Origin of the sequence: Buttiauxella sp. WJP83 (genome assembly GCF_027594725.1) — a bacterium.
GTDB lineage: Bacteria > Pseudomonadota > Gammaproteobacteria > Enterobacterales > Enterobacteriaceae > Buttiauxella > Buttiauxella selenatireducens.
In genome coordinates this window covers 4,293,278-4,314,546 of record NZ_CP110080.1, presented here as the reverse complement: position 1 = coordinate 4,314,546, position 21,269 = coordinate 4,293,278, and the positions used below count along the sequence as shown (strand labels likewise).

16 protein-coding genes are annotated in these 21,269 nt (G+C 50.8%); 5 read left to right on the top strand and 11 right to left on the bottom strand.

What is annotated here, in order from left to right; genetic code table 11:
• Nucleotides 1–104: 104 nt before the first annotated feature.
• The 4 genes from actP to fdhF all read right to left on the bottom strand — a co-directional run bounded on the left by actP (nucleotide 105) and on the right by fdhF (nucleotide 6,618).
• Nucleotides 105–1,763: a cation/acetate symporter ActP gene (gene actP, locus OH773_RS19935; RefSeq protein ID WP_270141268.1), complete on the bottom strand. Its 1,659-nt coding sequence runs from the start codon at nucleotides 1,761–1,763 to the stop codon at nucleotides 105–107.
• Nucleotides 1,760–2,071, bottom strand: coding sequence for a DUF485 domain-containing protein (locus OH773_RS19930; protein ID WP_183272691.1), 312 nt, complete (start codon nucleotides 2,069–2,071; stop codon nucleotides 1,760–1,762). Before OH773_RS19930 ends, actP begins: the two co-directional genes overlap by 4 nt.
• Before the next feature lie 198 nt (nucleotides 2,072–2,269).
• Nucleotides 2,270–4,225, bottom strand: coding sequence for an acetate--CoA ligase (acs, locus tag OH773_RS19925; RefSeq protein WP_270141266.1), 1,956 nt, complete (start codon nucleotides 4,223–4,225; stop codon nucleotides 2,270–2,272).
• A gap of 245 nt (nucleotides 4,226–4,470) precedes the next feature.
• A complete protein-coding gene (fdhF, locus tag OH773_RS19920; RefSeq protein WP_270141263.1) occupies nucleotides 4,471–6,618 on the bottom strand; it encodes a formate dehydrogenase subunit alpha in 2,148 nt (715 codons plus the stop codon).
• Between the two features lie 289 nt (nucleotides 6,619–6,907).
• Here fdhF and OH773_RS19915 point away from each other — a divergent pair, with 289 nt between their 5' ends.
• Entirely contained in the window at nucleotides 6,908–7,642 is a 735-nt protein-coding gene (locus OH773_RS19915) for a response regulator (protein WP_270141261.1), read from the top strand.
• Nucleotides 7,643–7,720: 78 nt separating this feature from the next.
• Here OH773_RS19915 and OH773_RS19910 read toward each other — a convergent pair whose 3' ends face one another.
• The 7 genes from OH773_RS19910 to OH773_RS19880 all read right to left on the bottom strand — a co-directional run bounded on the left by OH773_RS19910 (nucleotide 7,721) and on the right by OH773_RS19880 (nucleotide 14,355).
• Nucleotides 7,721–7,810 (bottom strand): Hok/Gef family protein, encoded by a 90-nt coding sequence (locus tag OH773_RS19910; protein WP_270145982.1) that lies wholly within the window; start codon nucleotides 7,808–7,810, stop codon nucleotides 7,721–7,723.
• A gap of 365 nt (nucleotides 7,811–8,175) precedes the next feature.
• Nucleotides 8,176–9,183: a carbohydrate kinase family protein gene (locus OH773_RS19905; protein ID WP_270141259.1), complete on the bottom strand. Its 1,008-nt coding sequence runs from the start codon at nucleotides 9,181–9,183 to the stop codon at nucleotides 8,176–8,178.
• 9 nt (nucleotides 9,184–9,192) lie between these two features.
• Nucleotides 9,193–10,053, bottom strand: coding sequence for a ketose 1,6-bisphosphate aldolase (locus OH773_RS19900; RefSeq protein WP_270141257.1), 861 nt, complete (start codon nucleotides 10,051–10,053; stop codon nucleotides 9,193–9,195).
• Nucleotides 10,054–10,080: 27 nt separating this feature from the next.
• The gene (locus OH773_RS19895) at nucleotides 10,081–10,764 is read right to left on the bottom strand and encodes a D-lyxose/D-mannose isomerase (RefSeq protein ID WP_270141255.1); all 684 of its coding nucleotides are present in this window, start codon (nucleotides 10,762–10,764) and stop codon (nucleotides 10,081–10,083) included.
• A gap of 104 nt (nucleotides 10,765–10,868) precedes the next feature.
• Nucleotides 10,869–11,801 carry an ABC transporter substrate-binding protein gene (locus tag OH773_RS19890; protein ID WP_183272435.1) on the bottom strand — a complete coding sequence of 311 codons (933 nt, stop codon included), beginning with the start codon at nucleotides 11,799–11,801 and terminating at the stop codon, nucleotides 10,869–10,871.
• Between the two features lie 45 nt (nucleotides 11,802–11,846).
• A complete protein-coding gene (locus OH773_RS19885; protein ID WP_270141252.1) occupies nucleotides 11,847–12,839 on the bottom strand; it encodes an ABC transporter permease subunit in 993 nt (330 codons plus the stop codon).
• On the bottom strand, nucleotides 12,832–14,355 hold the full coding sequence (locus tag OH773_RS19880; RefSeq protein WP_270141250.1) for a sugar ABC transporter ATP-binding protein: 1,524 nt from the start codon (nucleotides 14,353–14,355) through the stop codon (nucleotides 12,832–12,834). Before OH773_RS19880 ends, OH773_RS19885 begins: the two co-directional genes overlap by 8 nt.
• Before the next feature lie 518 nt (nucleotides 14,356–14,873).
• Between OH773_RS19880 and OH773_RS19875 the strand changes: the two genes are divergently transcribed.
• The 4 genes from OH773_RS19875 (at nucleotide 14,874) to yjdP (ending at nucleotide 21,218) form a co-directional block, all read left to right on the top strand.
• Nucleotides 14,874–15,176, top strand: a complete 303-nt coding sequence (locus OH773_RS19875) for a hypothetical protein (protein ID WP_270141248.1) — start codon at nucleotides 14,874–14,876, stop codon at nucleotides 15,174–15,176.
• 205 nt (nucleotides 15,177–15,381) lie between these two features.
• Nucleotides 15,382–17,592, top strand: coding sequence for an autotransporter domain-containing protein (locus tag OH773_RS19870; RefSeq protein ID WP_270141246.1), 2,211 nt, complete (start codon nucleotides 15,382–15,384; stop codon nucleotides 17,590–17,592).
• A gap of 341 nt (nucleotides 17,593–17,933) precedes the next feature.
• Nucleotides 17,934–20,498, top strand: a complete 2,565-nt coding sequence (locus tag OH773_RS19865) for an ATP-binding protein (protein ID WP_270141244.1) — start codon at nucleotides 17,934–17,936, stop codon at nucleotides 20,496–20,498.
• A 375-nt stretch (nucleotides 20,499–20,873) separates the two neighbouring features.
• A complete protein-coding gene (yjdP, locus tag OH773_RS19860) occupies nucleotides 20,874–21,218 on the top strand; it encodes a DDRRRQL repeat protein YjdP (protein WP_270141242.1) in 345 nt (114 codons plus the stop codon).
• The last annotated feature ends 51 nt before the right edge of the window (nucleotides 21,219–21,269 follow it).

Sequence of the window (21,269 nt, the reverse complement as noted above, 5' to 3'; positions counted from 1 at the left end):
TGCTGGGCGGAAAACTGTGAGCAACGGCGTATCGAGCGAGGGAAAATGCGAAGTCGATCGGCGAGAAATTTCCCGGCTCAGGCGAGCCGGGAAGGGCAAAACGATCAGTGTGCGCGACCTTGTTCGATACCAATCCCGGTTTGGGAACGGATGAACTGAGCACGGAATTTCTCACGTTCCAGATTGCCTTCAGGGCTGTTATCGGTGATGGAGAATACCCAGATACCGACAAATGCCACCAGAATCGAGAACAGTGCAGGGTATTCATACGGGAAGATGGCTGAAGCGTGGCCGAGAACCTGTACCCAAACCGTTGGGCCGAGGACCATCAGAATGACCGCGGTCAGCAAGCCGAGCCAGCCACCTACCATCGCGCCACGTGTGGTCAGTTTTGACCAGTACATTGAGAGCAAAATAATAGGGAAGTTACAGCTCGCCGCAATAGAGAACGCCAGGCCGACCATGAAGGCGATGTTTTGTTTCTCGAACAAAATCCCCAGCAGGATAGCCACCACACCCAGCACCAGAACGGTGATTTTCGACACTTTCAGCTCATCACGTTCAGATGCCCCTTTGCGGAATACGTTAGCGTAGAGGTCATGCGACACCGCAGACGCACCTGCAAGCGTTAAACCGGCGACCACCGCCAGAATCGTGGCGAAGGCGACTGCCGAAATAAAGCCTAAGAACAAGCTGCCACCCACGGCATCAGCCAGGTGAACCGCAGCCATGTTATTGCCGCCAATCAATGCGCCAGCCGCATCTTTAAAGGCCGGGTTTGCCCCCACCAACATGATTGCGCCAAAGCCGATGATAAAGGTCAGGATGTAGAAATAGCCCATGAAACCGGTGGCATAAAGCACGCTTTTGCGCGCTTCGCGGGCATCGCTTACGGTGAAGAAACGCATCAGAATGTGCGGTAAACCGGCGGTACCAAACATCAAACCTAATCCCAGCGAAAGCGCTGATATCGGGTCTTTCACCAGCCCGCCTGGGCTCATGATCGCAACACCTTTCGGGTGGACAGCGATGGCTTCGGCAAACAAATTATTGAAGCTAAAACCGACGTGTTTCATCACCATAAAGGCCATGAAACTTGCACCGAACAGCAGCAGAACCGCTTTGATGATTTGTACCCACGTCGTTGCCAGCATGCCGCCAAACAACACGTACATCACCATCAGCACGCCAACCAACACCACGGCAACGTGGTAGTTCAGGCCGAACAACAGTTGGATCAGTTTACCTGCGCCGACCATCTGGGCAATCAGGTAAAGCGCCACGACGACCAGTGAACCACAGGCCGACAGAATACGAATTGGCCCTTGCTTCAGACGGTACGAAGCCACGTCAGCAAAGGTGTATTTACCCAGGTTACGCAGGCGTTCAGCAATCAGGAACAGAATAATCGGCCAGCCGACTAAAAAGCCCAGCGAGTAAATTAGGCCGTCGTAGCCGGAGGTAAATACCAGTGCCGAAATCCCGAGGAACGACGCGGCAGACATATAATCGCCCGCAATCGCCAGGCCATTCTGGAAGCCCGTGATATTGCCGCCTGCGGTGTAGTAATCGCTACGGGTGCGGGTGCGTTTTGACGCCCAGTAAGTAATGCCTAAAGTAAAGGCGACGAAAATGACGAACATAATGATCGCCTGCCAGTTGGTTGGCTGGCGCTGCACAGCCCCCGTAATCGCATCTGCCGCAAAGGCAGACGCAGGCAGGCTCAGGAGCGGTGCGGCAAAGACGCCGAAAAGACGTTTCATGATACCTTCACCTCGCGCACAACAGCATTGTTCAGGCGGTCAAATTCGCCGTTCGCCCGCCAGACATAGACCCCTGTCAGGAAGAAAGAGATCAAAATCACGCCAACACCAATGGGAATGCCACGCGTCACGGTGGTGCCTTCGTGTAAAGGCGTGCCCAACCAGCCGGGAGCAAAGGCAATCAGCAAAATAAAGCTGACGTAAATCACCAGCATGATGAGAGATAAAATGGTGGCAAACCGTTGCCGTTTAGCGACTAACTCCCTGAAATGCTCACTGTCTTCTATCTGTTGATAAATGTTATTCATCACAGACTCTCCAGAGGTTTCCCCTTCGTCTTTTACGCCGCAGGTGTGTTGGCTGCTCTCGCGCACCCCAGTCACATAGTTATCTATGCTCCTGGGGACACGCTCGTTTGCCGCCTTCCTGCAACGCAAAATCCTGTGGGGAAAGGGTTTTTATATTCCCTCTCCTGGGGGAGAGGGTTAGGGTGAGGGAAAGAGCGATTAAGGCATGGTAATGGCTTGTTTTTCTTCCAGCAGCTTCTCAACAACACCCGGATCGGCAAGCGTTGAAGTATCACCAAGGTTGCTGGTATCGCCGGCGGCGATTTTGCGCAAAATACGGCGCATAATTTTGCCGGAGCGCGTTTTCGGTAGTGAATCAGTCCAGTGCAGGATATCCGGTGTGGCAAGTGGGCCAATCTCTTTGCGCACCCAATTACGCACTTCGGTATACAGCTCAGGTGTCGGTTCTTCGCCGTGGTTTAGCGTCACATACGCGTAAATCGCCTGGCCTTTAATGTTATGCGGGATCCCAACCACTGCCGCTTCAGCGACTTTCGGGTGCGACACCAGGGCTGACTCGATTTCTGCGGTGCCCAGACGGTGACCGGAAACGTTCAGCACGTCGTCCACGCGTCCGGTAATCCAGTAATAACCGTCTTCGTCACGACGCGCGCCGTCACCGCTGAAGTACATATTTTTAAACGTCGAGAAATAGGTCTGCTCGAAACGTTCGTGGTCGCCAAACAGCGTGCGCGCCTGGCCTGGCCACGAATCGGTGATCACCAGGTTGCCTTCGGTTGCACCCTGTTGGGGATTACCTTCGTTATCCACTAAAGCGGGCTGAACGCCAAAGAATGGGCGTGTGGCGGAACCTGCTTTCAGCTCGATTGCACCAGGCAGCGGAGTAATCATGAAACCGCCGGTTTCGGTTTGCCACCAGGTGTCGACCACCGGGCATTTTTCGTTACCGATTTTCTTCCAGTACCATTCCCACGCTTCTGGGTTGATAGGCTCACCCACCGAACCCAAAATGCGCAGCGACGAACGATCGGTATTTTCAATCGCTTTATCGCCTTCAGCCATCAGCGCACGAATCGCAGTTGGTGCGGTGTAGAGAATATTCACTTTATGTTTATCAACTACCTGTGCCATACGGTTTGGTGCTGGCCAGTTTGGTACGCCTTCAAACATCAGCGTGATGGCACCGCACGCCAGCGGGCCGTAAAGCAGGTAGCTGTGGCCGGTGACCCAACCCACGTCGGCGGTACACCAGTAAACGTCGCCCTGGTGGTAATCGAATACATATTTAAAGGTGGTGGCGGCATATACCAGATAGCCACCCGTGGTGTGCAGCACGCCTTTTGGCTTGCCGGTTGAACCGGAGGTGTACAGGATAAACAGCGGATCTTCGGCGTTGACCTCCACCGGCTGGTGGTGTGTGCTGGCTTTTTCGACCAGTTCGTTCCACCACAGATCGCGGCCTTCATGCCACTCAACATTTCCACCGGTACGTTTAAGTACAATCACGTGTTCAACGGTTTTAACGCCTGGATTTTTCAGCGCGTCGTCGACGTTTTTCTTCAGCGGAATAGAACGCCCGGCGCGTACGCCTTCATCGGCGGTAATCACCAGGCGAGAGTTGGAGTCGATAATACGGCCCGCGACCGCTTCTGGAGAAAAGCCGCCAAAGATCACCGAATGCACGGCACCGATACGCGCACAGGCCAGCATTGCAACGGCGGCTTCCGGCACCATCGGCATATAAATTGCGACCACATCACCTTTCTTGATGCCCAGCTCTACCAGGGTATTGGCAAAACGGCACACTTCGCGATGCAGTTCGCGATAAGTAATGGTTTTACTCTGGGTAGCGTCGTCGCCTTCCCAGATGATCGCCGTTTGATCGCCGCGATCTTTCAGATGCCTGTCCAGGCAGTTGGCGGCCAGATTCAGGGTGCCGTCTTCATACCATTTGATAGAGATGTTACCAGGGGCGAAAGAGGTGTTTTTCACCTTTTTATAAGGTTTGATCCAATCAAGGATCTTCCCTTGTTCGCCCCAGAATGCATCGGGGTCATGTACCGAGTGTTGGTACATGGATTGGTACTGCTCCGGGTTTATCAGGCAATTGTCCGCGATGTTCGCGGGAATGTTGTGCTTATGTATTTGGCTCATGGCTTTTTTTCTCCTTGTGGGATGTTAATAATATGTCAAGCAAACGTTAATTGTAGGGGCTTTGAGCGCTTTGTTTACTTTTTGGGCGACAGATCACGCATTAATTAAATTGTTGAAAATCCAATCAATAAATACTGTGAGGAGAGAGGGGGAACGGAGGGTTATTTGTTTGGATAACAATAAGATGAAGGCAGATAAAAAAAGAGCTGCCAGATGGCAGCTCTCAAGGTTTTGTCAGAAAGGTTTTAACCCGCAGCGCTCTCGCGCAGGCTGGCTTTTAGCTTGCTGTACTCATCAATCACATACTGCTCGGCGGCGCGCTGATCGGCAATCGGCTCCACACGCACGGCGCAGTACTTATACTCCGGCGTTTTGGTAATCGGGCTGAGGTTTTCAGTCACCAGCTCGTTACAGGCACCAATCCACCACTGATACGTCATGTAAACCGCGCCCTTGTTCGGACGTTCGCTCACATTCGCACGCGTGATGACGCGACCTTTGCGGGAATTGACCCACACCAGCGCTTCATCTTCGATACCCAAACGCGCAGCATCGTCGATGTGGATTTGCGCGTATCCGGGTTCATCCGCCAGCGCAGCCAATGCCGCACAGTTGCCGGTCATCGAACGGCAAGAGTAGTGGCCCACTTCACGCACCGTGGAAAGCACCATTGGGTACTCTTCGGTGATGCGATCGATTGGTGGCGCCCAGTCGCAGGTAAAGAATTCACCCAGACCATTTTCACGATCGAACTTACCGTCATACAGGAACGAAGTTCCCTGGTCGCTTTCCGCAACATCGCGGCAAGGCCACTGGATATAACCCAGTTCGCCCATTTTCTCGTAGGTGGCACCATAGAAGTCTGGGCACAAGCCACGCAACTCATCCCAAATTTCCTGGGTGTTGTTGTAGTGCATCTCGTAACCCATACGGGTGGCGATTTCACTGATAATCTGCCAGTCCGTTTTCAGGTCCCACTTCGGTTCTACCGCTTTAAAGAAGCGCTGGAAACCACGGTCAGCGGCGGTATATACGCCTTCATGTTCACCCCAGGAGGTGGATGGCAAAATCACATCGGCCGCAGCCGCGGTTTTGGTCATGAAGATGTCTTGCACAATCACCAGTTCAAGTTCTTCAAACGCTTTACGTACGGCTGAAAGCTCCGCATCCGTTTGTAGAGGATCTTCACCCATGATGTACGCCGCATGCACTTCGCCATGGGCGACGCGGTGTGGCAATTCGCTGATGCGATAGCCAGTGTGCGCAGGTAAAGAATCTACGCCCCAGGCTTTCGCGAACTTCTCGCGGCTTGCCGCATCTTTCACGTACTGGTAGCCCGGATAGGTATCCGGCAGTGCGCCCATATCGCAAGCGCCCTGAACGTTGTTCTGACCACGAACCGGGTTTACACCAACGTTTGGTTTACCCAGGTTTCCGGTCATCAACGCAAGACTTGTCAGCGAGCGAACGGTTTCCACGCCCTGATAGAACTGGGTCACGCCCATGCCCCACAGAATCGTGGCCGTTTTTGCGTTTGCATACATACGCGCTGCGTTGCGAATTTCCGACGCGCTCACGCCAGTAATTTCTTCAACGGATTCAGGCGTGTAGCCTGCAACAATTTTGCGATACTCGTCGAAACCTTCGGTGCGAGCAGCCACAAAGGACTGGTCATACAGGTTTTCTTCGATAATCACATGCGCCATTGCGTTAAGCAGGGCGATGTTAGAACCATTTTTTAACTGCAAATGCATATCGGCGATGCGCGCGGTTTCAATTTTACGCGGATCGACAACAATGATTTGCGCCCCTTTTTGCTTCGCTTTAATCACGCGGTTAGCAACGATAGGGTGTGAATCTGCCGGGTTATACCCGAACACAAACACTAAATCGGTATCCTCAATCTCGACGATTGAGTTGCTCATAGCGCCGTTACCGACCGATTGGTGCAGACCTGCAACCGATGGGCCGTGTCAGACGCGTGCGCAGCAGTCAACGTTATTGGTACCAATAACGGCGCGCGCAAATTTTTGCATCACATAGTTGGTTTCGTTGCCAGTACCACGGGAAGAACCGGTGGTCATGATGGCATCGGAGCCGTGTTTCGCTTTGATTTCGCTAAGACGAGTGCTGACGTAGTTCAGTGCTTCATCCCAGGAAACATTTTCGAGTTTGCCGCCTTTCTGGCGACGAATCATCGGTGATTTCAGGCGCGGGGTGAGGATTTTAGTATCGTTAATAAAATCCCAGCCGTAGTAACCCTTCAGGCAAAGATCGCCCTGGTTAGTTTTACCTTGAGCCGCTTCCGCCTTGACGACTTTGCCGTTATCGACCACGAGGTTGATTTTGCAACCTGAGGCACAATAGGGGCAAACCGTGACGACTTTTTTCATCAGTGTTGCTCCAGTCAATGCTGCTAAATGTGTGTGACACTAAACAGCTGATCACATCTCCCCGCACTAATGCATTATCTATGCCATATAAAAAGAAGGGGAATAACCGGTATCTTACGATGATAAAAGCAGCAAAACGCTGACGAAAAACAGGTCATCGTCAAAAGTGACGTGTCGACCAAAGCCGGGTTTGTGACACTGGTTGAAAATTCAGCATGGGTATGCGGCACTCCTTCAACTATCACCCACAATGATTATTTCACCCCTGCATCCTCCACGGAGATGAACCATGAAGCCTGCCATTTTGCTGGTGGATGACGATCTGGCAATTTGTGATGTGCTGCGCGACGTGCTCAATGAACACGTCTTTGAGGTGAGGGTTTGCCACTCGGGGAACGACGCGCTGACAGCGATAACCCAACAGCCGGAAATCGCGCTGGTGCTGCTGGATATGATCCTTCCTGATATCAATGGGCTGCTTGTGCTGCAACACATTCAGCGCCAGCGCCCGGATTTACCGGTGGTGATGCTAACCGGGCTGGGTAGCGAATCCGATGTGGTTGTCGGGCTGGAAATGGGTGCAGATGATTACATCGCCAAACCGTTTAATCCGCGCGTGGTGGTGGCGCGCGTCAAAGCCGTGCTGCGCCGCAGCGGAGCGCTGGCGGTCGAAACAACCACAACAAAAACCGGTGGCCTGCATTTTAATGGCTGGCGGTTGGATACCGAACGTTGCCAGCTTTTTAACTCACAGCATGAACAGATTGACCTGACTCAAGGTGAATACGGCTTATTACTGGCGCTGATGCAAAACGCACGCAAAGTATTATCCCGTGAAAAATTGCTGGAATTAACCCACAGCGAAAGCCTGGACGTATTCGACAGGACTATAGATGTATTGATTATGCGCCTGCGCCGCAAAATAGAAATCAACCCGCACCAGCCTGTATTAATTAAAACAATTCGTGGCATAGGTTATGTATTTTCGGCAGATGTTATTCAGGCTGAGAATAGTGCAGCTTGAATTATAGATTGGGTGCTTAAGACTTATCCCCTACGTCTGCACAAGTTGGGCGGGGCGAACCCCGCCCGGATAGCTTTACTATTCGGAGCAGGCCAGCCTGGCCGCTACCTCCTGTTTGTCATTCCTTATTTTCACTTCGCATAAATTACGCCGCGTTAATAAGGTCATCGCTATTAGTGTTACACAAACAATGAATAAGCAAATGACAACAGTTTTAGATGGCTTCATGCCTGTTACTCCTTGCCTTGTGGCGAGTAAGAGGCTAATCTCAACTTGTCTAGGGTTGGGGATTAGCCTCGGGTTAACGTCAAAGTTGCCCGGGGCTTTCTTATTCCTTGGATTCAAAGAATATCCCTCACTCATGCTCAGGACTGAAAGCCCTAAGCACCCGTCGCGTAGTTTACGCAGTTTTTATTTATTTTAAATGAAATTAACAATGTAATTAATTTTTTAGAATTACATTCTTCTGGAATCTCTCTCGCAAAACAAATTCCATATATTCATGCCATTATTAATGAATCGTCTAATAAAAACTAACCATTATCATTAATAAACATCTGTAATTCCGTCAGTGTTTTTGCGCCATCGATCGCATTGGCACATAAAAGATTAGCACGTGCGCAAGCGTGGGCTAATTTCAGGCTATCGATAAGCGGCCATTTTTCATGGCTGCCATATAATATTCCGGCGCAGAAAGCGTCACCGGCACCGACGCTGCCGATAATTTCTTTCTGAGTTAACATAAACGACGGCACCCAAATCCCTTCGCTTCCTGGTTCAACACCCCATGCACCTTCTGGGCAGTGAATAACGACGCGTTGGCGCACGCCCGCTTCCAGCAGTTGGTTTGCTGCCTGGGCAATATTTTCGATATGCGGCGCACCGTCAGAATGGCGAATGTCCAACCCGCTAAACTCACCGGCTTCCAGTTCATTAATCACCAGATAATCCAGCCAGCGCAGCGCAGGGAGCACCATCGGGCGATAGCGTGGGTCGCCCTGGCGCGAGACCAGATCAAGCGATGTTTCGTAGCCTTGCTGCGCCATCATCGCCAACAATCTGGCGCTGCGCGTGCCGTATTCCGCGTCTTCCATATCCAGACTATCGAGCAGCAATAAATAACCGAGATGGAAGATTTTGAACGACGATTCAAGGCGGTCAAAGGCAGGTAAATCGAGCAGGCGATTGGCACCCGGTGAGTGAAAAAACGTGCGCTGTCCGCTCGGGTCAGTCATCACCTGTGACATCGACGTCGGCGCGAAAGTGGTGCGGTGCACGTGTTGGCGATTTACATGATACTGATCCAACATCGCCATAATGTAGTCGCCGTCGTGGTCGTCTCCCACCAGACCCACTGCCTGAAGCGGCAGGCCGACGTGCATTTTCGCCAGCGTCAGCAACACGTTTAAAGGTGCGCCACCGGTTGAACGTTCACTGTGGACAATTTCCGCAAGCCACCCGCGTTGCGGCCATTGCACAATTTGATGCACATGATCGACCAACATATTTCCGGCGGCGATAATCCCGCTGCGCTCACTCATAACCTCTCCTTAAGCCTTGCCTGAACTGCCAAAAATCTGCATTTGCTGGGCGACAACGTCAGTAATCGCCCCTTCAATCCCCAGCAGCAACTCGGCGTATTCGTCATAAATGGCGTGACGTTGAGTCATGCGTTTTTCTATCGCGCCGAGCGCCGCCTGTGACATCCCGGTATAGAAATTGATTTTGTGGATACCGAGGCTTATCGCTTTGCGGAAATCCTCGTCGCTGATGCCAGATCCTCCGTGCAGAACCAGCGGCAGGCCAGTCTGCTGGCGAATCGCGGCCAGACGATCAAAATCGAGTCTCGGCTCGCCTTTATATTTGCCGTGAGCATTACCGATGGCGACGGCCAGCGTGTCGATACCGGTTCTGTCGACAAAATCACGCGCAACAGAAGGGTCGGTGAATTTGTCGCTGTCGGCCTCGCCATACAGCGCGCCACCTTCATCACCGCCTACTGCACCAAGCTCTGCTTCAACCGAAACACCCACCGCGTGGCACATCTTCACTACCTCGCGGGTCTGGCGAACATTCTCTTCATATTCAAGTGTAGAACCATCGAACATCACTGAGCTAAAACCAAGGCGTAAAGCGCGAACCACCGCTTCAAAATGCAGGCCGTGATCGAGATTGAGCACTATCGGAATATCATGGCGCGCCGCTTCAAATTTGACGGCTTCTACCAGCGAATCCAGCGAGACATACTTAAAGTGAACTTCGGCGATGTTGATGATAAACGGTGAGTTTTCCTGCTTTGCCGCGGCAAAAAGGGCGCGCAGAAAATGGCTGTCGAGCACGTTAAACGCCCCTAATGCATAGCCGTTTGCACGCGCGTGCGCCAGTCCATCTGCGAGCGATATCAAAGCCATAATGATTCCCCTGATGTTGGAAAAAATTTAAACGTACTGGCGATATTCGTTGCACAGCAACTGCTGCACGGGCGCGTCTTCAAGGATGGCGTTAAAGCGCTCGAGTGGTTTAAGGAAACGGTTGTCGCGGTCGTCATCATTGACCATCGACACCTCGCCAACCAGCACGTCGCCATAGCCTGGCTCGCCCCAGAAACTGTGGTAAATACCCGGCACGAGGCAAATGCTTTCCCCTGGTGAGAGGCGCAATTGACTACCTGCCGCGTGAGTCTGGCGGCAGCCATCGATAACGACCGTGACGTCGGTCTCTTCGGTCTGCTCGAACTGATCGGAATTCCACAGCTCAACAATCAAATTACCGCCGCCGCGATTAATAATGTCTTCGCGTTTGCGCCAGTGAAAATGCATTGGCGTGAGCTGCCCTTCACGCACATGCATGATTTTTTCGGCATAGCATTTGGCATACGGTGTGCCATCGGGTGAGCCGTTACGCAGCGTGAACAGCGTCAGGCCTTGAGCAAGAAAGTTGTTACCGCCGAACGCTGTCACGTCCCAGCCCAATTTGAGATCGAACACTTCATGCCAGATTTGTTTATCCACCTGTTGCCATTTTGCCTGGTCAAATGAGGCGAATGGCGGCAGATGAACGTCGTGCTGCATAAAGAAATGACGCGTCTGTGAGAGGATCTCGTTCACTTCGGAGCGTTTCATTTTGTCTCCTGAAACCACCCTCACCCTAACCCTCTCCCTGAGGGAGAGGGGACATAGGGCTTTCCCCCTCTCCTTTGGGAGAGGGCCGGGGTGAGGGGAAAAGGTTATTTCACCGTCCAGCCCTTATAAGTCCCGATATTGTTTTTATCGATCATCGTCACCGGGATCAGCACCGGCTCTTTCGGCGCAGGTTTGCCTTGCAGAATGTCGTAACCAATCTCTACCGCTTTCGCCGCCATCACTTGCGGATCTTGCGCAGGCGTTGCCACAAACAGCGTACTTCCACCCCGTTTCAGCGCTTCTTCCGCATCCGGGCTGCCATCCACGCCAACAATAAAGAACTCATTGCGTTGTGCCTGTTTCGCTGCCAGATCGGCACCGATCGCCGTAGGATCGTTGATCGCAAATACGCCGTCGATCTTCGGATTCGCCGCCAATAATGACGTCATTACTTCCAGGCCACCTTCACGGCTGCCTTTGGCGTTCTGGTTAGATGAAAGCACTTTGATCTCTGGATGCTTTTTAAACTCGGTTTCGCAGCCTTCAACACGGTTCTGCACGGCGGAAACCGGAGGCCCGTTGATGATCACCACATTGCCTTTGTTTTTCAGACGATCCGAAATGTACTTACAGGCCATTTCACCCGCCTGGGTGTTGTTCGATGTGATCGTTGCATCCGCACCTTCCGCGGCAACGTCAACCGCTACCACTACGATCCCGGCATCTTTCGCGCGTTTTACCGCCGGCCCAATCCCTTTAGAGTCCGCCGCGTTGAGGATTATCATGTCGACTTTGGCGGCGATAAAATTATCAATTTGAGAAACCTGCTGGCCGAGATCGTAACCGCTGGAAACCAGCGTCACTTTCACGTTATCGCCAGCCAGTTTGCGGGCTTCAAGCTCCGCCCCTTTGGTAATCTGCACGAAGAACGGGTTGGCGAGATCGCCCACCGTCACCCCGATGGATTTCAGTTCTTTTGCCTGAACAAATGGCGCGCTCGCAATCAGGAGTGCAGCGGCTATTAGCTTTAAACGCATGTTGTTTTCCTCACGTAGGGTTGAGTTTTGTTGTTATGGATACAGCTATGCACTTTGATGGTGACGGGTACGGTATTTGTCGATCAGTACCGCAATGATGATCACCGCACCCTTGATCACCAGTTGCCAGAAATACGAAACGCCCATTAACGTCATGCCATTGTTGAGCGTGGCGATAATCAATGCGCCAACCAGCGTGCCGGTTATCGTGCCAATACCGCCGACAAAACTGGTGCCACCGAGGATAACCGCCGCAATGGCATCCAACTCATAACCTGCGCCGAGGTTGCCGTTGGCGCTATACAACCGCGATGCACTCATCACACCGCCCAGGCCTGAAAGCAGTCCGCTCATGCCATAAACGAACAGCAGAACCATCCAGACTTTAATCCCCGTCAGACGTGCCGCCTGCATGTTGCCGCCGACCGCATAAATATGAACGCCGAGCGTGGTGCGTCGCAGGATGAACCAGCACACCACAATCACCGCCAGCGCAATCACTACCAGCCACGGAATCGGGCCGAGATACGAATTACCAATCCATTCAAAATTGATATTGGAGTTAATCACCGTGGTGCCGTCAGCCAGCAAATAGGCCGCACCGCGCAAAGCGGTATAGGTGCCGAGCGTGACGATAAACGGCGGTAATCCTGCCCAGGCGACCAACATGCCATTAAACAGCCCCAACCCGGTGCCCATCATCAGCGCGGCAGGAATCGACAGCGATTCCCAGCCCGGCATCAGCGAAACCACCATTGCTGTCACCGCTGTGGTACCCAGAATCGAGCCGACAGAAAGGTCGATACCGCCGGTCAAAATAATGAAAGTCATCCCGGCGGCGAGAACGATATTGATCGACGACTGGCGGGCAATGTTCAGCAGGTTAGATTCGGTAAAAAAGTTTGGCGTAATAAAACCAAATACCGCCACGATCAGGATCAAAATCGGCAAAATACCGACGGTTTGCATCAAATCGCCGAATAATGCTTTTTTCAGCGAGGCGGATTTTACGACCGATTGTGTAGATTGATTAGCCATGATGTACCGCCTTTCTATGGGCATCTTCAACGCCCGTTGCCAGCGTCATAATATTTTCTTGAGTGATGTCGGCGGGGTGCAATTCGCCCGCGATGCTACCTTCGCGCATTACATAAACCCGGTCGCTCATCCCGACAATTTCCGGCAATTCGCTGGAGATCATAAGGATCGCCACCCCCTGTTTTGCCATCTGGCTCATGATTCGGTAGATCTCACTTTTCGCGCCGACGTCCACACCGCGCGTGGGCTCATCGAGGATCAAAATACGCGGGCCGATCGCCACCCAACGCGAAATCAGCAACTTTTGCTGATTGCCGCCGGATAAACCACCGGCGCGAACTTGTGCATGTGGTACGCGGATATTCAGCAGGCTGATGGCATCGTCAGAAATGGTCTGGGCTTTTTTCCGGTCGAGCCAGCCGTAGTGTGCGTCACGCTCAATCGTGGCCATAGTGATGTTGTCTTGTGCGGCGAGTTCGAGGAACAAACCCTGCTCTTTGCGGTTTTCTGTGAGAAAGCCAATGCCGTGGTGAATAGCTTCACGAGGTGAATGAATCTTGACGGGTTTGCCGTCAATTTCAATGTTGCCCCCGGTGGATTTACGCACTCCAAATATCAGCTGCGCCAGTTCGGAACGCCCGGCACCGACCAGCCCCGCCAGCCCGACGATTTCGCCAGATTTCACCTGTAAACTCACCGGTTGAACTTTGGCCCCATCCGTCAGGTGGTGAACATTCAGACGTACGCTGCCCAGTGGAATATCGCGTTCTTTATTGAACAGATCGCTCAGCGGACGGCCCACCATCATGCGCACCAGCTCATTGGCGTTAAGATTTTCACGCGTCAGGCTGCCGACGTATTGCCCGTCGCGCAGCACGCTCACGCGGTCAGAAAGTTCATACACTTCCGCCATACGGTGGCTGATATAGATAATCGCCATCCCTTCATCGCGCAGCCGCATAATCAGCTCGAACAGGCGATGAGTTTCACGAGAAGAGAGGGCGGCGGTGGGTTCATCCATCACCAGAATGCGGCTCTTGCGGTGCAGTGCGCGGGCAATTTCCACCTGTTGCTGCTCGGCAATCGTCAGACGTGAGACTAAATCGCTGGCCTTAAACTGCGCGCCCAGGCGGTCAATAACGCTTTGCGCCTGTAAAACCATCTCTTTGCGCTTTACCAGGCCGCCGCGTGAAAGTTCGCTGCCCAGAAAAATGTTCTCGGCGACCGTCAGGTTGGGGGCGAGTTGCATCTCTTGATAAATCAGCGTGATGCCTGCGCTGAGTGCGTCTTTTGGCCCCTTAATGCTGTAAGGCACACCTTCAATCAGGATTTCGCCGCTGGTGGCGGGGTAGGCACCGGCCAAAATCTTCATTAGCGTGCTTTTCCCCGCGCCGTTTTCCCCCATTAATGCGTGAATTTCACCGGGAAATACCGTTAAGTCGACACCTTTCAACGCATAAAACTTGCCGAATGACTTGGCAATATTGCGCATCTCCAGAATGGGAACGCGATTCATGGCGCGACTCCTGCGGGTGAAGTTTTCATTGCTCGCAGTTAAACACGCCCAGGTAAATGGAAGATGTCAAAAGCCGTTCATATTTGTCATATATCTATTCTTCTTCAGGATGCTGGTGTGTTGGTTGCAACGCGTATGAGGATGGGTAAATTGTGTATGGGTTATTTGATTATTATTTACGGCAATTAATTTTGACCCATATAAATGAAGTTCAATAAAGACATTATTAGCCATTTATTATTGGGTCACGATAATGTTTTTCCACTGAAAGCATACTCAGTGAACAAGCTGTTAAGTCAGCCAGCATATCTGCAACGCGTCTATCACGAATGAACACCGCTCAGCTTGAGGATCCGTAACGGAAAGGGCCAAAACCAACACAAAGTGAGCGGTTATAGAGATAGATTATTAGTCTGCTATTTGTGTTTTTTTGTAGTTTAAAATGTGCTTTTTTGCCTCTTTGACTTGGTTGTTCTTGCTGTATTGAGAGTAATTATCAATACAATCAACTTGATCTTATGCTGGCACCTGGAGCTAAGTTGATGCTCCCGGCAGCGGAGAAAAAGTGTGTTAATGGGGTTGAATGCGTTGTCGAAAAGTGTGACTTAAGTCATGTTTTTCAATCAGATAATGGAAAAGATGTATTTATTTTATTATTTCCAGAAATCACTTTCTTATTTGGTCATATTAGTTATGACTGTTATTTTTTTGATAAAAATAATGATAATTACCTTGTCTATTGTGTATATGTTGCATTATATTTCGCCCCGATTCAGTTTCATCCCATTTCAGGTAGTAAGTCTGCTTATGACCTCTCTTAAGCAGTTTCTGGTTATGTACGGATATTGTTATTACAGGAAGTTATGAAAAAAAATCATTTCAAGCAGAACATGCACCTTCGAGAGAGGTAGTGCAACTCTTTGTCATCATTCAAGTTGTATGAGCCAGCATTTGTCTAATTCAAATGCGATATTGTATTGTTTCCTGCAACTCGAATTATATAGGGTATAGATAAGTATTATATCTATGCTGAGCACCTATTTTCTAAAAATAATATATAAGATTATGAAATTAAATAAACGTAACAATTTTAAATTGTCATTGCTGGCGTATTTGATCGTGTCTAACGTCTCCATTTCTCATGCGAAAATGGATTATGATCTCTCGGTTTTAAAAGATGTTGGACAAGCTGCAGCCATATCATCTAATGGTAGCGTGACCGGTGGTACGTATGAGCTATCTAATGATGTTTACCGTTCCTTTATTCGTAAAGACGGGAAAGATATTGATATCTCAGTATTAAACAATGATGGCCGTAACGTTTATGTCACCGGTATTTCAGATAATGGTGAGGTCGCCACCGGTTATTTTAATGACGTTCAAGCCAATGAATCAGAAGCCTATATTTATAATCTGAAAACGGGCAACGTAAAAATTGTAGGTAAAGATAAAGGCCTTAAAGAAGTTTCTGCACTTGCGGTGTCTGGTGATGGTAACACCATTGTTGGTTTAGCAGACGAGCGCGCCTACCGCTTCTCAGAAACTCAAGGGCTTTCATTTTTATCTAACAGCAATTCTGGTTTTTCTAGCGCCAATGGCGTCAATTATGATGGCAATGTTATTGTTGGCAGAGCGACGTTTAATAACGAAGCTCAGGCATTTAAATATACCGAAGCTAAAGGTATGGTCTCTTTAGGAACATTGCGTAAAGCCAATGATGGTGCATCAAGCGCTAATGCCGTCTCTTCCAATGGGCTGGTGGCAGTTGGTTATTCAGAAAATGACCTGAATGAAATGCATGCCTTTCGCCATACTGATGCAGAAGGCATGAAAGATCTGGGTACTCTGAAAAAAGATAATACCGGTTTTTCATCTGCTTCCGGCGTCTCGCATGATGGTGAATTTATTGTCGGTTCTTCGTGGAACGAAGATGATTCTGAGCGCGGATTTGTCTATGTCTCCAGCGCGAAAAAAATGTATGAGCTCAAACCTCTGGGTAATCAACAGGGTGGCGAGACCAGTGCCGAGGCGATTTCTGATGATGGCAAAGTCGTTGCCGGTTATGTTGAGGCGAACAATGGCGAAACGAGTGCGGTGCTGTGGAAATTAAATTATACCCCGGACATGCTGCCACTTGAGCCGTCCAAGCCAGTTGACCCTGTTGAGCCACTGACACCGGTTGATCCTGTTGACCCACAGAAGCCAGTAGACCCTGTTGAACCAACTACACCGGTTGACCCTGTTGCTCCGCAGCCGCCAGTTGATCCAATTGTGCCGCCGGAACCGCGTGAGCCTTCAATATCAGACCCTATTGATATCAATAAAACGCGCCAATCAATCAACAAAATGGCAGAAAATGGCTACAGGATCCTCGACCTCTATCAGACCGCGCTATACAACCTGGCTGAAAGTCGCTGCCAGCTGGGCGATAGCGACTACTGCGTAGGTTTATTTACTCAGTATGATAATGTTCACCAAAATAACCGTATTGCAACGGGGCTGTTTGGTTCATTCCGCTTCCCGGCAGAAAACTGGACTATGGGTGCATCCCTGAATTTAGCCAATAACACGAATCTGGTCGAAGGTTATAAAACCAGCGGTAACAACCATCCTGGTGTGGGTACATGGTTGCGTTACCAGGAGAATAAAAATAACGCTGGTTTCAGTTCAGAAATTTCCGCAGCCTTCCTGCAACAAGGGCTGGATATCACCCGTGCCGCTCAATATGGTACTGAAGCAGGTGAAGGAAATTCTAAGATTAAAGGTTACTACGCGAAGTTAACTGCGAGCTACGGTATTGTTGCCAGTGAACAAACACGCATCACACCTTTGGCTGCGCTGAAATATCATAATGTTTATCGTGCGGGTTACACTGAACAAGATAATATTAATTTCCCTGCCACGTATGGGCGTATGGGGAATGAAAACTTCGACCTTCAATTAGGCGTTGATATGAATCATCAGCTCACGGAAACTATCGAGTTAGACGGTGGTATTGGTGCTGATATTAAGCTTAATCACAAGCGTGATGCATTTACTGGGCTGATTCAGTATGTAAACGACGCAGACTCTATTTACGATCGTGGAGATAGCCAAAGCGTTAAGCCTTATGCACGAGTTGGCGTCAATTACTACATTACCCCTAATTCCACCTTGCGTGGCAATGTGGGTTACCAGACCACCGATTATCAAAATGACGGTATGCAGGTTGGGTTGAGTTATTCTTACCACTGGTAATTTTTATCCCTTTGCACTTTAGGTTGCAGGTACGTTGACTGCAACTTGAAGGGTTTGGATATTCATTAGCAGTCTAAAAAAATAACGCTGAAAATAAAGCATCGAACAAAACCGGAAATGAATATTCACTTCCGGTTTTTTTTCGACCATTAAATTTAGAGGAGAGGCTGACTCGTTTATTCATCTCTTTATTTAAGGTGTGGGTGCTTTACTTCTGCAGGGAGGAATACTAGACATAGGTTGGAGAATCAGGCGATTCTGTTTTCGGTTGTTATGACGAAGGGAAAGCCGGGTCATTTCCTTGCAATGAGCGAGGGAGCCAAATCAGCACGGAGCCAACCATGCCGCAACCCCGCACACCGTTCTTCGCAAGCGCCCGAGGACGCCTGTTGTCCTTCAATCTGCTGGTGGTGGCGGTAACATTGTTGGTGTGTGGCGTGGCGGTGCTGGGGTTTAATCACGCCAGCCGTTTACAAGAACAGGTTCAGGGACAAACGCTCAGTGATATGTCTGGCAGCATGGAGCTGGCGCGGGATACAGCGAATGTGGCGACGGCAGCGGTGCGCCTCACGCAAGTGGTCGGTGCGTTGGAATATCAAAGTGAAGCGCAGCGTTTGAAACAAACACAGCTTGCGTTGCAAAACTCACTTAATCACCTGGCGAATGCGCCTTTAGCCCGCCACGAACCCGCGTTGGTCAAACGCATAACCGAGCGGAGCAACGAACTGGAAAGCAGCGTGACACGCATGCTGGAGCTGGGCCATCGCCGCCATCTGGAGCGTAATGCGCTGCTCAGTGCGCTGTATCAGAACCAAAGTTATTTGCATCATATTCAGGATATTGATGCCAGGGACGGATTAGCCGTTCCCGAAGCCCGGCTGTTAACCGAAATGGACCGGCTGATTCTGATCGCCATTCAAACTCCTTCCCCAAAAGCTACCGTGGTGCAGCTTACCGATGTGATGGCACAGCTTCCGACCCATGCCGATTCGCTACTGGTTGATGGCATATTGCAGGAGTTCACAGCGCATTTGCGTCAGTTGCTGCCGCTTTCTCAGGCGTTAGATAACAGCGATTTAGGCATCGCCTGGTTTATGTATCACATCAAAGCGCTAGTGGCGTTCCTGAATCAGGACATCAACCAGTATGTGCAAAAGGTGGCGCAAGAGTCGCTCAACCGCACGGACCAAAGCCATAAAGAGCTGCAATCGATGATTGCCTTTATCGGTCTGTTTGCACTACTGGCGCTGGTGATCACCGGTTTTGCGGGTTGGTATATTTACCGCAATCTTGGCTCAAATCTTACGGCGATTTCCCATGCCATGACGCGGCTGGCCCGTGGCGAGCGGGATGTCAGCGTACCTGCATTACAACGGCGTGATGAACTGGGCGAACTGGCGCGAGCATTTAACGTTTTTGCACGTAATACCGCCTCGCTGGAACACACTTCTAAATTACTCAAAGAAAAAAGTACCCAACTGGAAACCACGTTTCATGCAATGCGCGACGGTTTTGCCCTGTTTGATAACGAGGGGATCTTAGTGGTGTGGAACCCGCAATATCCGTTGTTGCTGGGGCTTCCAGCGGAGCGGCTACAGCGCGGGCAACACTATTTAAGCCTGCTCAAACACGTGACGCCCTTGCAGGAGCATATTCTCGAAAACCTCTCACGCCCGCTACCTAAACCACAAGAACTGCGGCTGGCAGATAATCGCACTATTGAGCTGCGTTTTAGCCCAGTGCCAGGGCGCGGCATGGTGAACGTCGTACTGGAGCGTACCGAGCGCAAAGCGCTGGAAGAAGCGCTGGTTCACAGCCAAAAAATGAAAGCGGTAGGGCAGTTAACCGGTGGCCTGGCGCATGATTTTAATAATCTGCTGGCGGTGATTATCGGCAGCCTTGAGCTGACATCGGTGGATTCACCCGACGCAGTACGCATCCAGCGAGCCTTAAAAGCCGCTGAGCGGGGGGCGCAACTCACTCAGCGTTTGCTGGCGTTTTCTCGCAAGCAATCGCTGCATCCGCACGCCGTTTCGATGAAAAACTTGTTGGAAAACCTCGATCCACTGATTCGTCACTCGCTCCCCGCAGCCCTGACGCTTGAGATTGAAGCGCAGCACCCCGCCTGGCCTGCATGGATCGATGTGAATCAACTTGAGAATGCGATTATCAATCTGGTGATGAATGCGCGGGATGCCATGGACGGGCAAAGCGGCACGATTAAGATCCGCACCTGGAATCAGCGAGTTGTGCGCACGGATGGGGGAAAACAGGACATGGTGGCCCTGGAGGTTATCGACAGTGGTCATGGTATGTCAGAGGAGGTCAAAGCCCAGGTATTTGAGCCGTTCTTCACCACCAAACAGACCGGCAGCGGAAGTGGTCTGGGTTTATCGATGGTCTATGGATTTGTGCGCCAGTCAGGGGGGCGAGTACAAATTGAAAGTGCGCCAGGGCAAGGAACGCTGGTGCGTTTGCAACTCCCACGAGCGCCCGCACAAGCGCTCAGTGAAGCCTTGCCTGAGCCGCTGGCGGCGAATAACGATGAAGATCAATTAGTGTTGGTGCTGGAAGATGAGCTCGACGTGCGCCAGACGTTGTGTGAGCAGTTACATCAATTGGGCTATCTGACGCTGGAAACCGGCGACAGCCAGCAGGCGCTGCAATTTCTCAAGGATGTGCCGGAGATTCAGGTTCTGATTAGCGACCTGATGTTACCCGGGCCGATGAGTGGCGCTGATGTTATCCAACACGCCCGCGATAACTTTCCACATCTCACGTGTTTGCTGATCAGCGGCCAGGATTTGCGCCGCAGCAGCCAGCAATTTCCCCAGGTAGAGCTCCTGCGCAAACCTTTTAATCAGCAAAAACTGGCACAGGCTTTGCGCAGAACCAGACATTTGTAAACTGGATTGCAAATCAATGAAAAGGTCACTCGCAAACAATTGACTCGGAGTCCAGAAGAAGACATTAATAGAAAGACCCCTTCCAGTATCCCAGGAGGAAGCGGGTGGGTTTAGGAACACAACTTAGCCGCCACATTGATTGTTATGCACCTCATTGATCATCCTGTAGCAAGGACTAAGCCCCTCTGCAAAGAGGGGCTGACTTTACCCCTCTTTTCCTATGTCACCTGTTGAATCAACGTCAATGGCACGTTATTAATCCGCGCTCCCGAGTATCCATAAAAGAGTGATGTTCTACGAATTGAGAATACTCCGCTGTTGAGATGCGGGGGCTTTCCCTATCGTTTTCAGAGTTACCAGACATCAGACAGGCTTATGAATCGATACTCCACCTTATTGCTGCTCGGCAGCCTGACCATGGCAACATTTGCCCGTGCTGATGCACTGGATGGTCTGTTTGATAATTCCATTGTCAGCTCAATTTCGCAGGCACTTAATGATGCCTACCATCCAGACAATGGCCGCAACAATGACGACAATAACGCGTATGAGGATGATTCGCGCGCGCGTAATAACGACAATGAAAGACGTCGGTATGAGGATCGCCAGCGGCAGCTTGAAGACCGGCGTCGCCAGTTGGATGAGCAGCAACGCCAGTTAGATAATCAACGTCGCCAGCTTGAAGACGATGAACGCCGTCTGGATGAGGATTATCGTTAAGTTTTTTGTATGAGATGAGTTTCGGACGGGTGGCGAGTTGCTACGTCATCT

What these genes read in the sequence shown, in the direction of transcription:
- actP (WP_270141268.1), bottom strand. Translation starts at nt 1,763, where the DNA reads ATGAAACGTCTTTTCGGCGTCTTTGCCGCACCGCTCCTGAGCCTGCCT.
- OH773_RS19930 (WP_183272691.1), bottom strand. Translation starts at nt 2,071, where the DNA reads ATGAATAACATTTATCAACAGATAGAAGACAGTGAGCATTTCAGGGAG.
- acs (WP_270141266.1), bottom strand. Translation starts at nt 4,225, where the DNA reads ATGAGCCAAATACATAAGCACAACATTCCCGCGAACATCGCGGACAAT.
- OH773_RS19915 (WP_270141261.1), top strand. Translation starts at nt 6,908, where the DNA reads ATGAAGCCTGCCATTTTGCTGGTGGATGACGATCTGGCAATTTGTGAT.
- OH773_RS19910 (WP_270145982.1), bottom strand. Translation starts at nt 7,810, where the DNA reads ATGACCTTATTAACGCGGCGTAATTTATGCGAAGTGAAAATAAGGAAT.
- OH773_RS19905 (WP_270141259.1), bottom strand. Translation starts at nt 9,183, where the DNA reads ATGAGTGAGCGCAGCGGGATTATCGCCGCCGGAAATATGTTGGTCGAT.
- OH773_RS19900 (WP_270141257.1), bottom strand. Translation starts at nt 10,053, where the DNA reads ATGGCTTTGATATCGCTCGCAGATGGACTGGCGCACGCGCGTGCAAAC.
- OH773_RS19895 (WP_270141255.1), bottom strand. Translation starts at nt 10,764, where the DNA reads ATGAAACGCTCCGAAGTGAACGAGATCCTCTCACAGACGCGTCATTTC.
- OH773_RS19890 (WP_183272435.1), bottom strand. Translation starts at nt 11,801, where the DNA reads ATGCGTTTAAAGCTAATAGCCGCTGCACTCCTGATTGCGAGCGCGCCA.
- OH773_RS19885 (WP_270141252.1), bottom strand. Translation starts at nt 12,839, where the DNA reads ATGGCTAATCAATCTACACAATCGGTCGTAAAATCCGCCTCGCTGAAA.
- OH773_RS19880 (WP_270141250.1), bottom strand. Translation starts at nt 14,355, where the DNA reads ATGAATCGCGTTCCCATTCTGGAGATGCGCAATATTGCCAAGTCATTC.
- OH773_RS19875 (WP_270141248.1), top strand. Translation starts at nt 14,874, where the DNA reads ATGCTGGCACCTGGAGCTAAGTTGATGCTCCCGGCAGCGGAGAAAAAG.
- OH773_RS19870 (WP_270141246.1), top strand. Translation starts at nt 15,382, where the DNA reads ATGCTGAGCACCTATTTTCTAAAAATAATATATAAGATTATGAAATTA.
- OH773_RS19865 (WP_270141244.1), top strand. Translation starts at nt 17,934, where the DNA reads ATGCCGCAACCCCGCACACCGTTCTTCGCAAGCGCCCGAGGACGCCTG.
- yjdP (WP_270141242.1), top strand. Translation starts at nt 20,874, where the DNA reads ATGAATCGATACTCCACCTTATTGCTGCTCGGCAGCCTGACCATGGCA.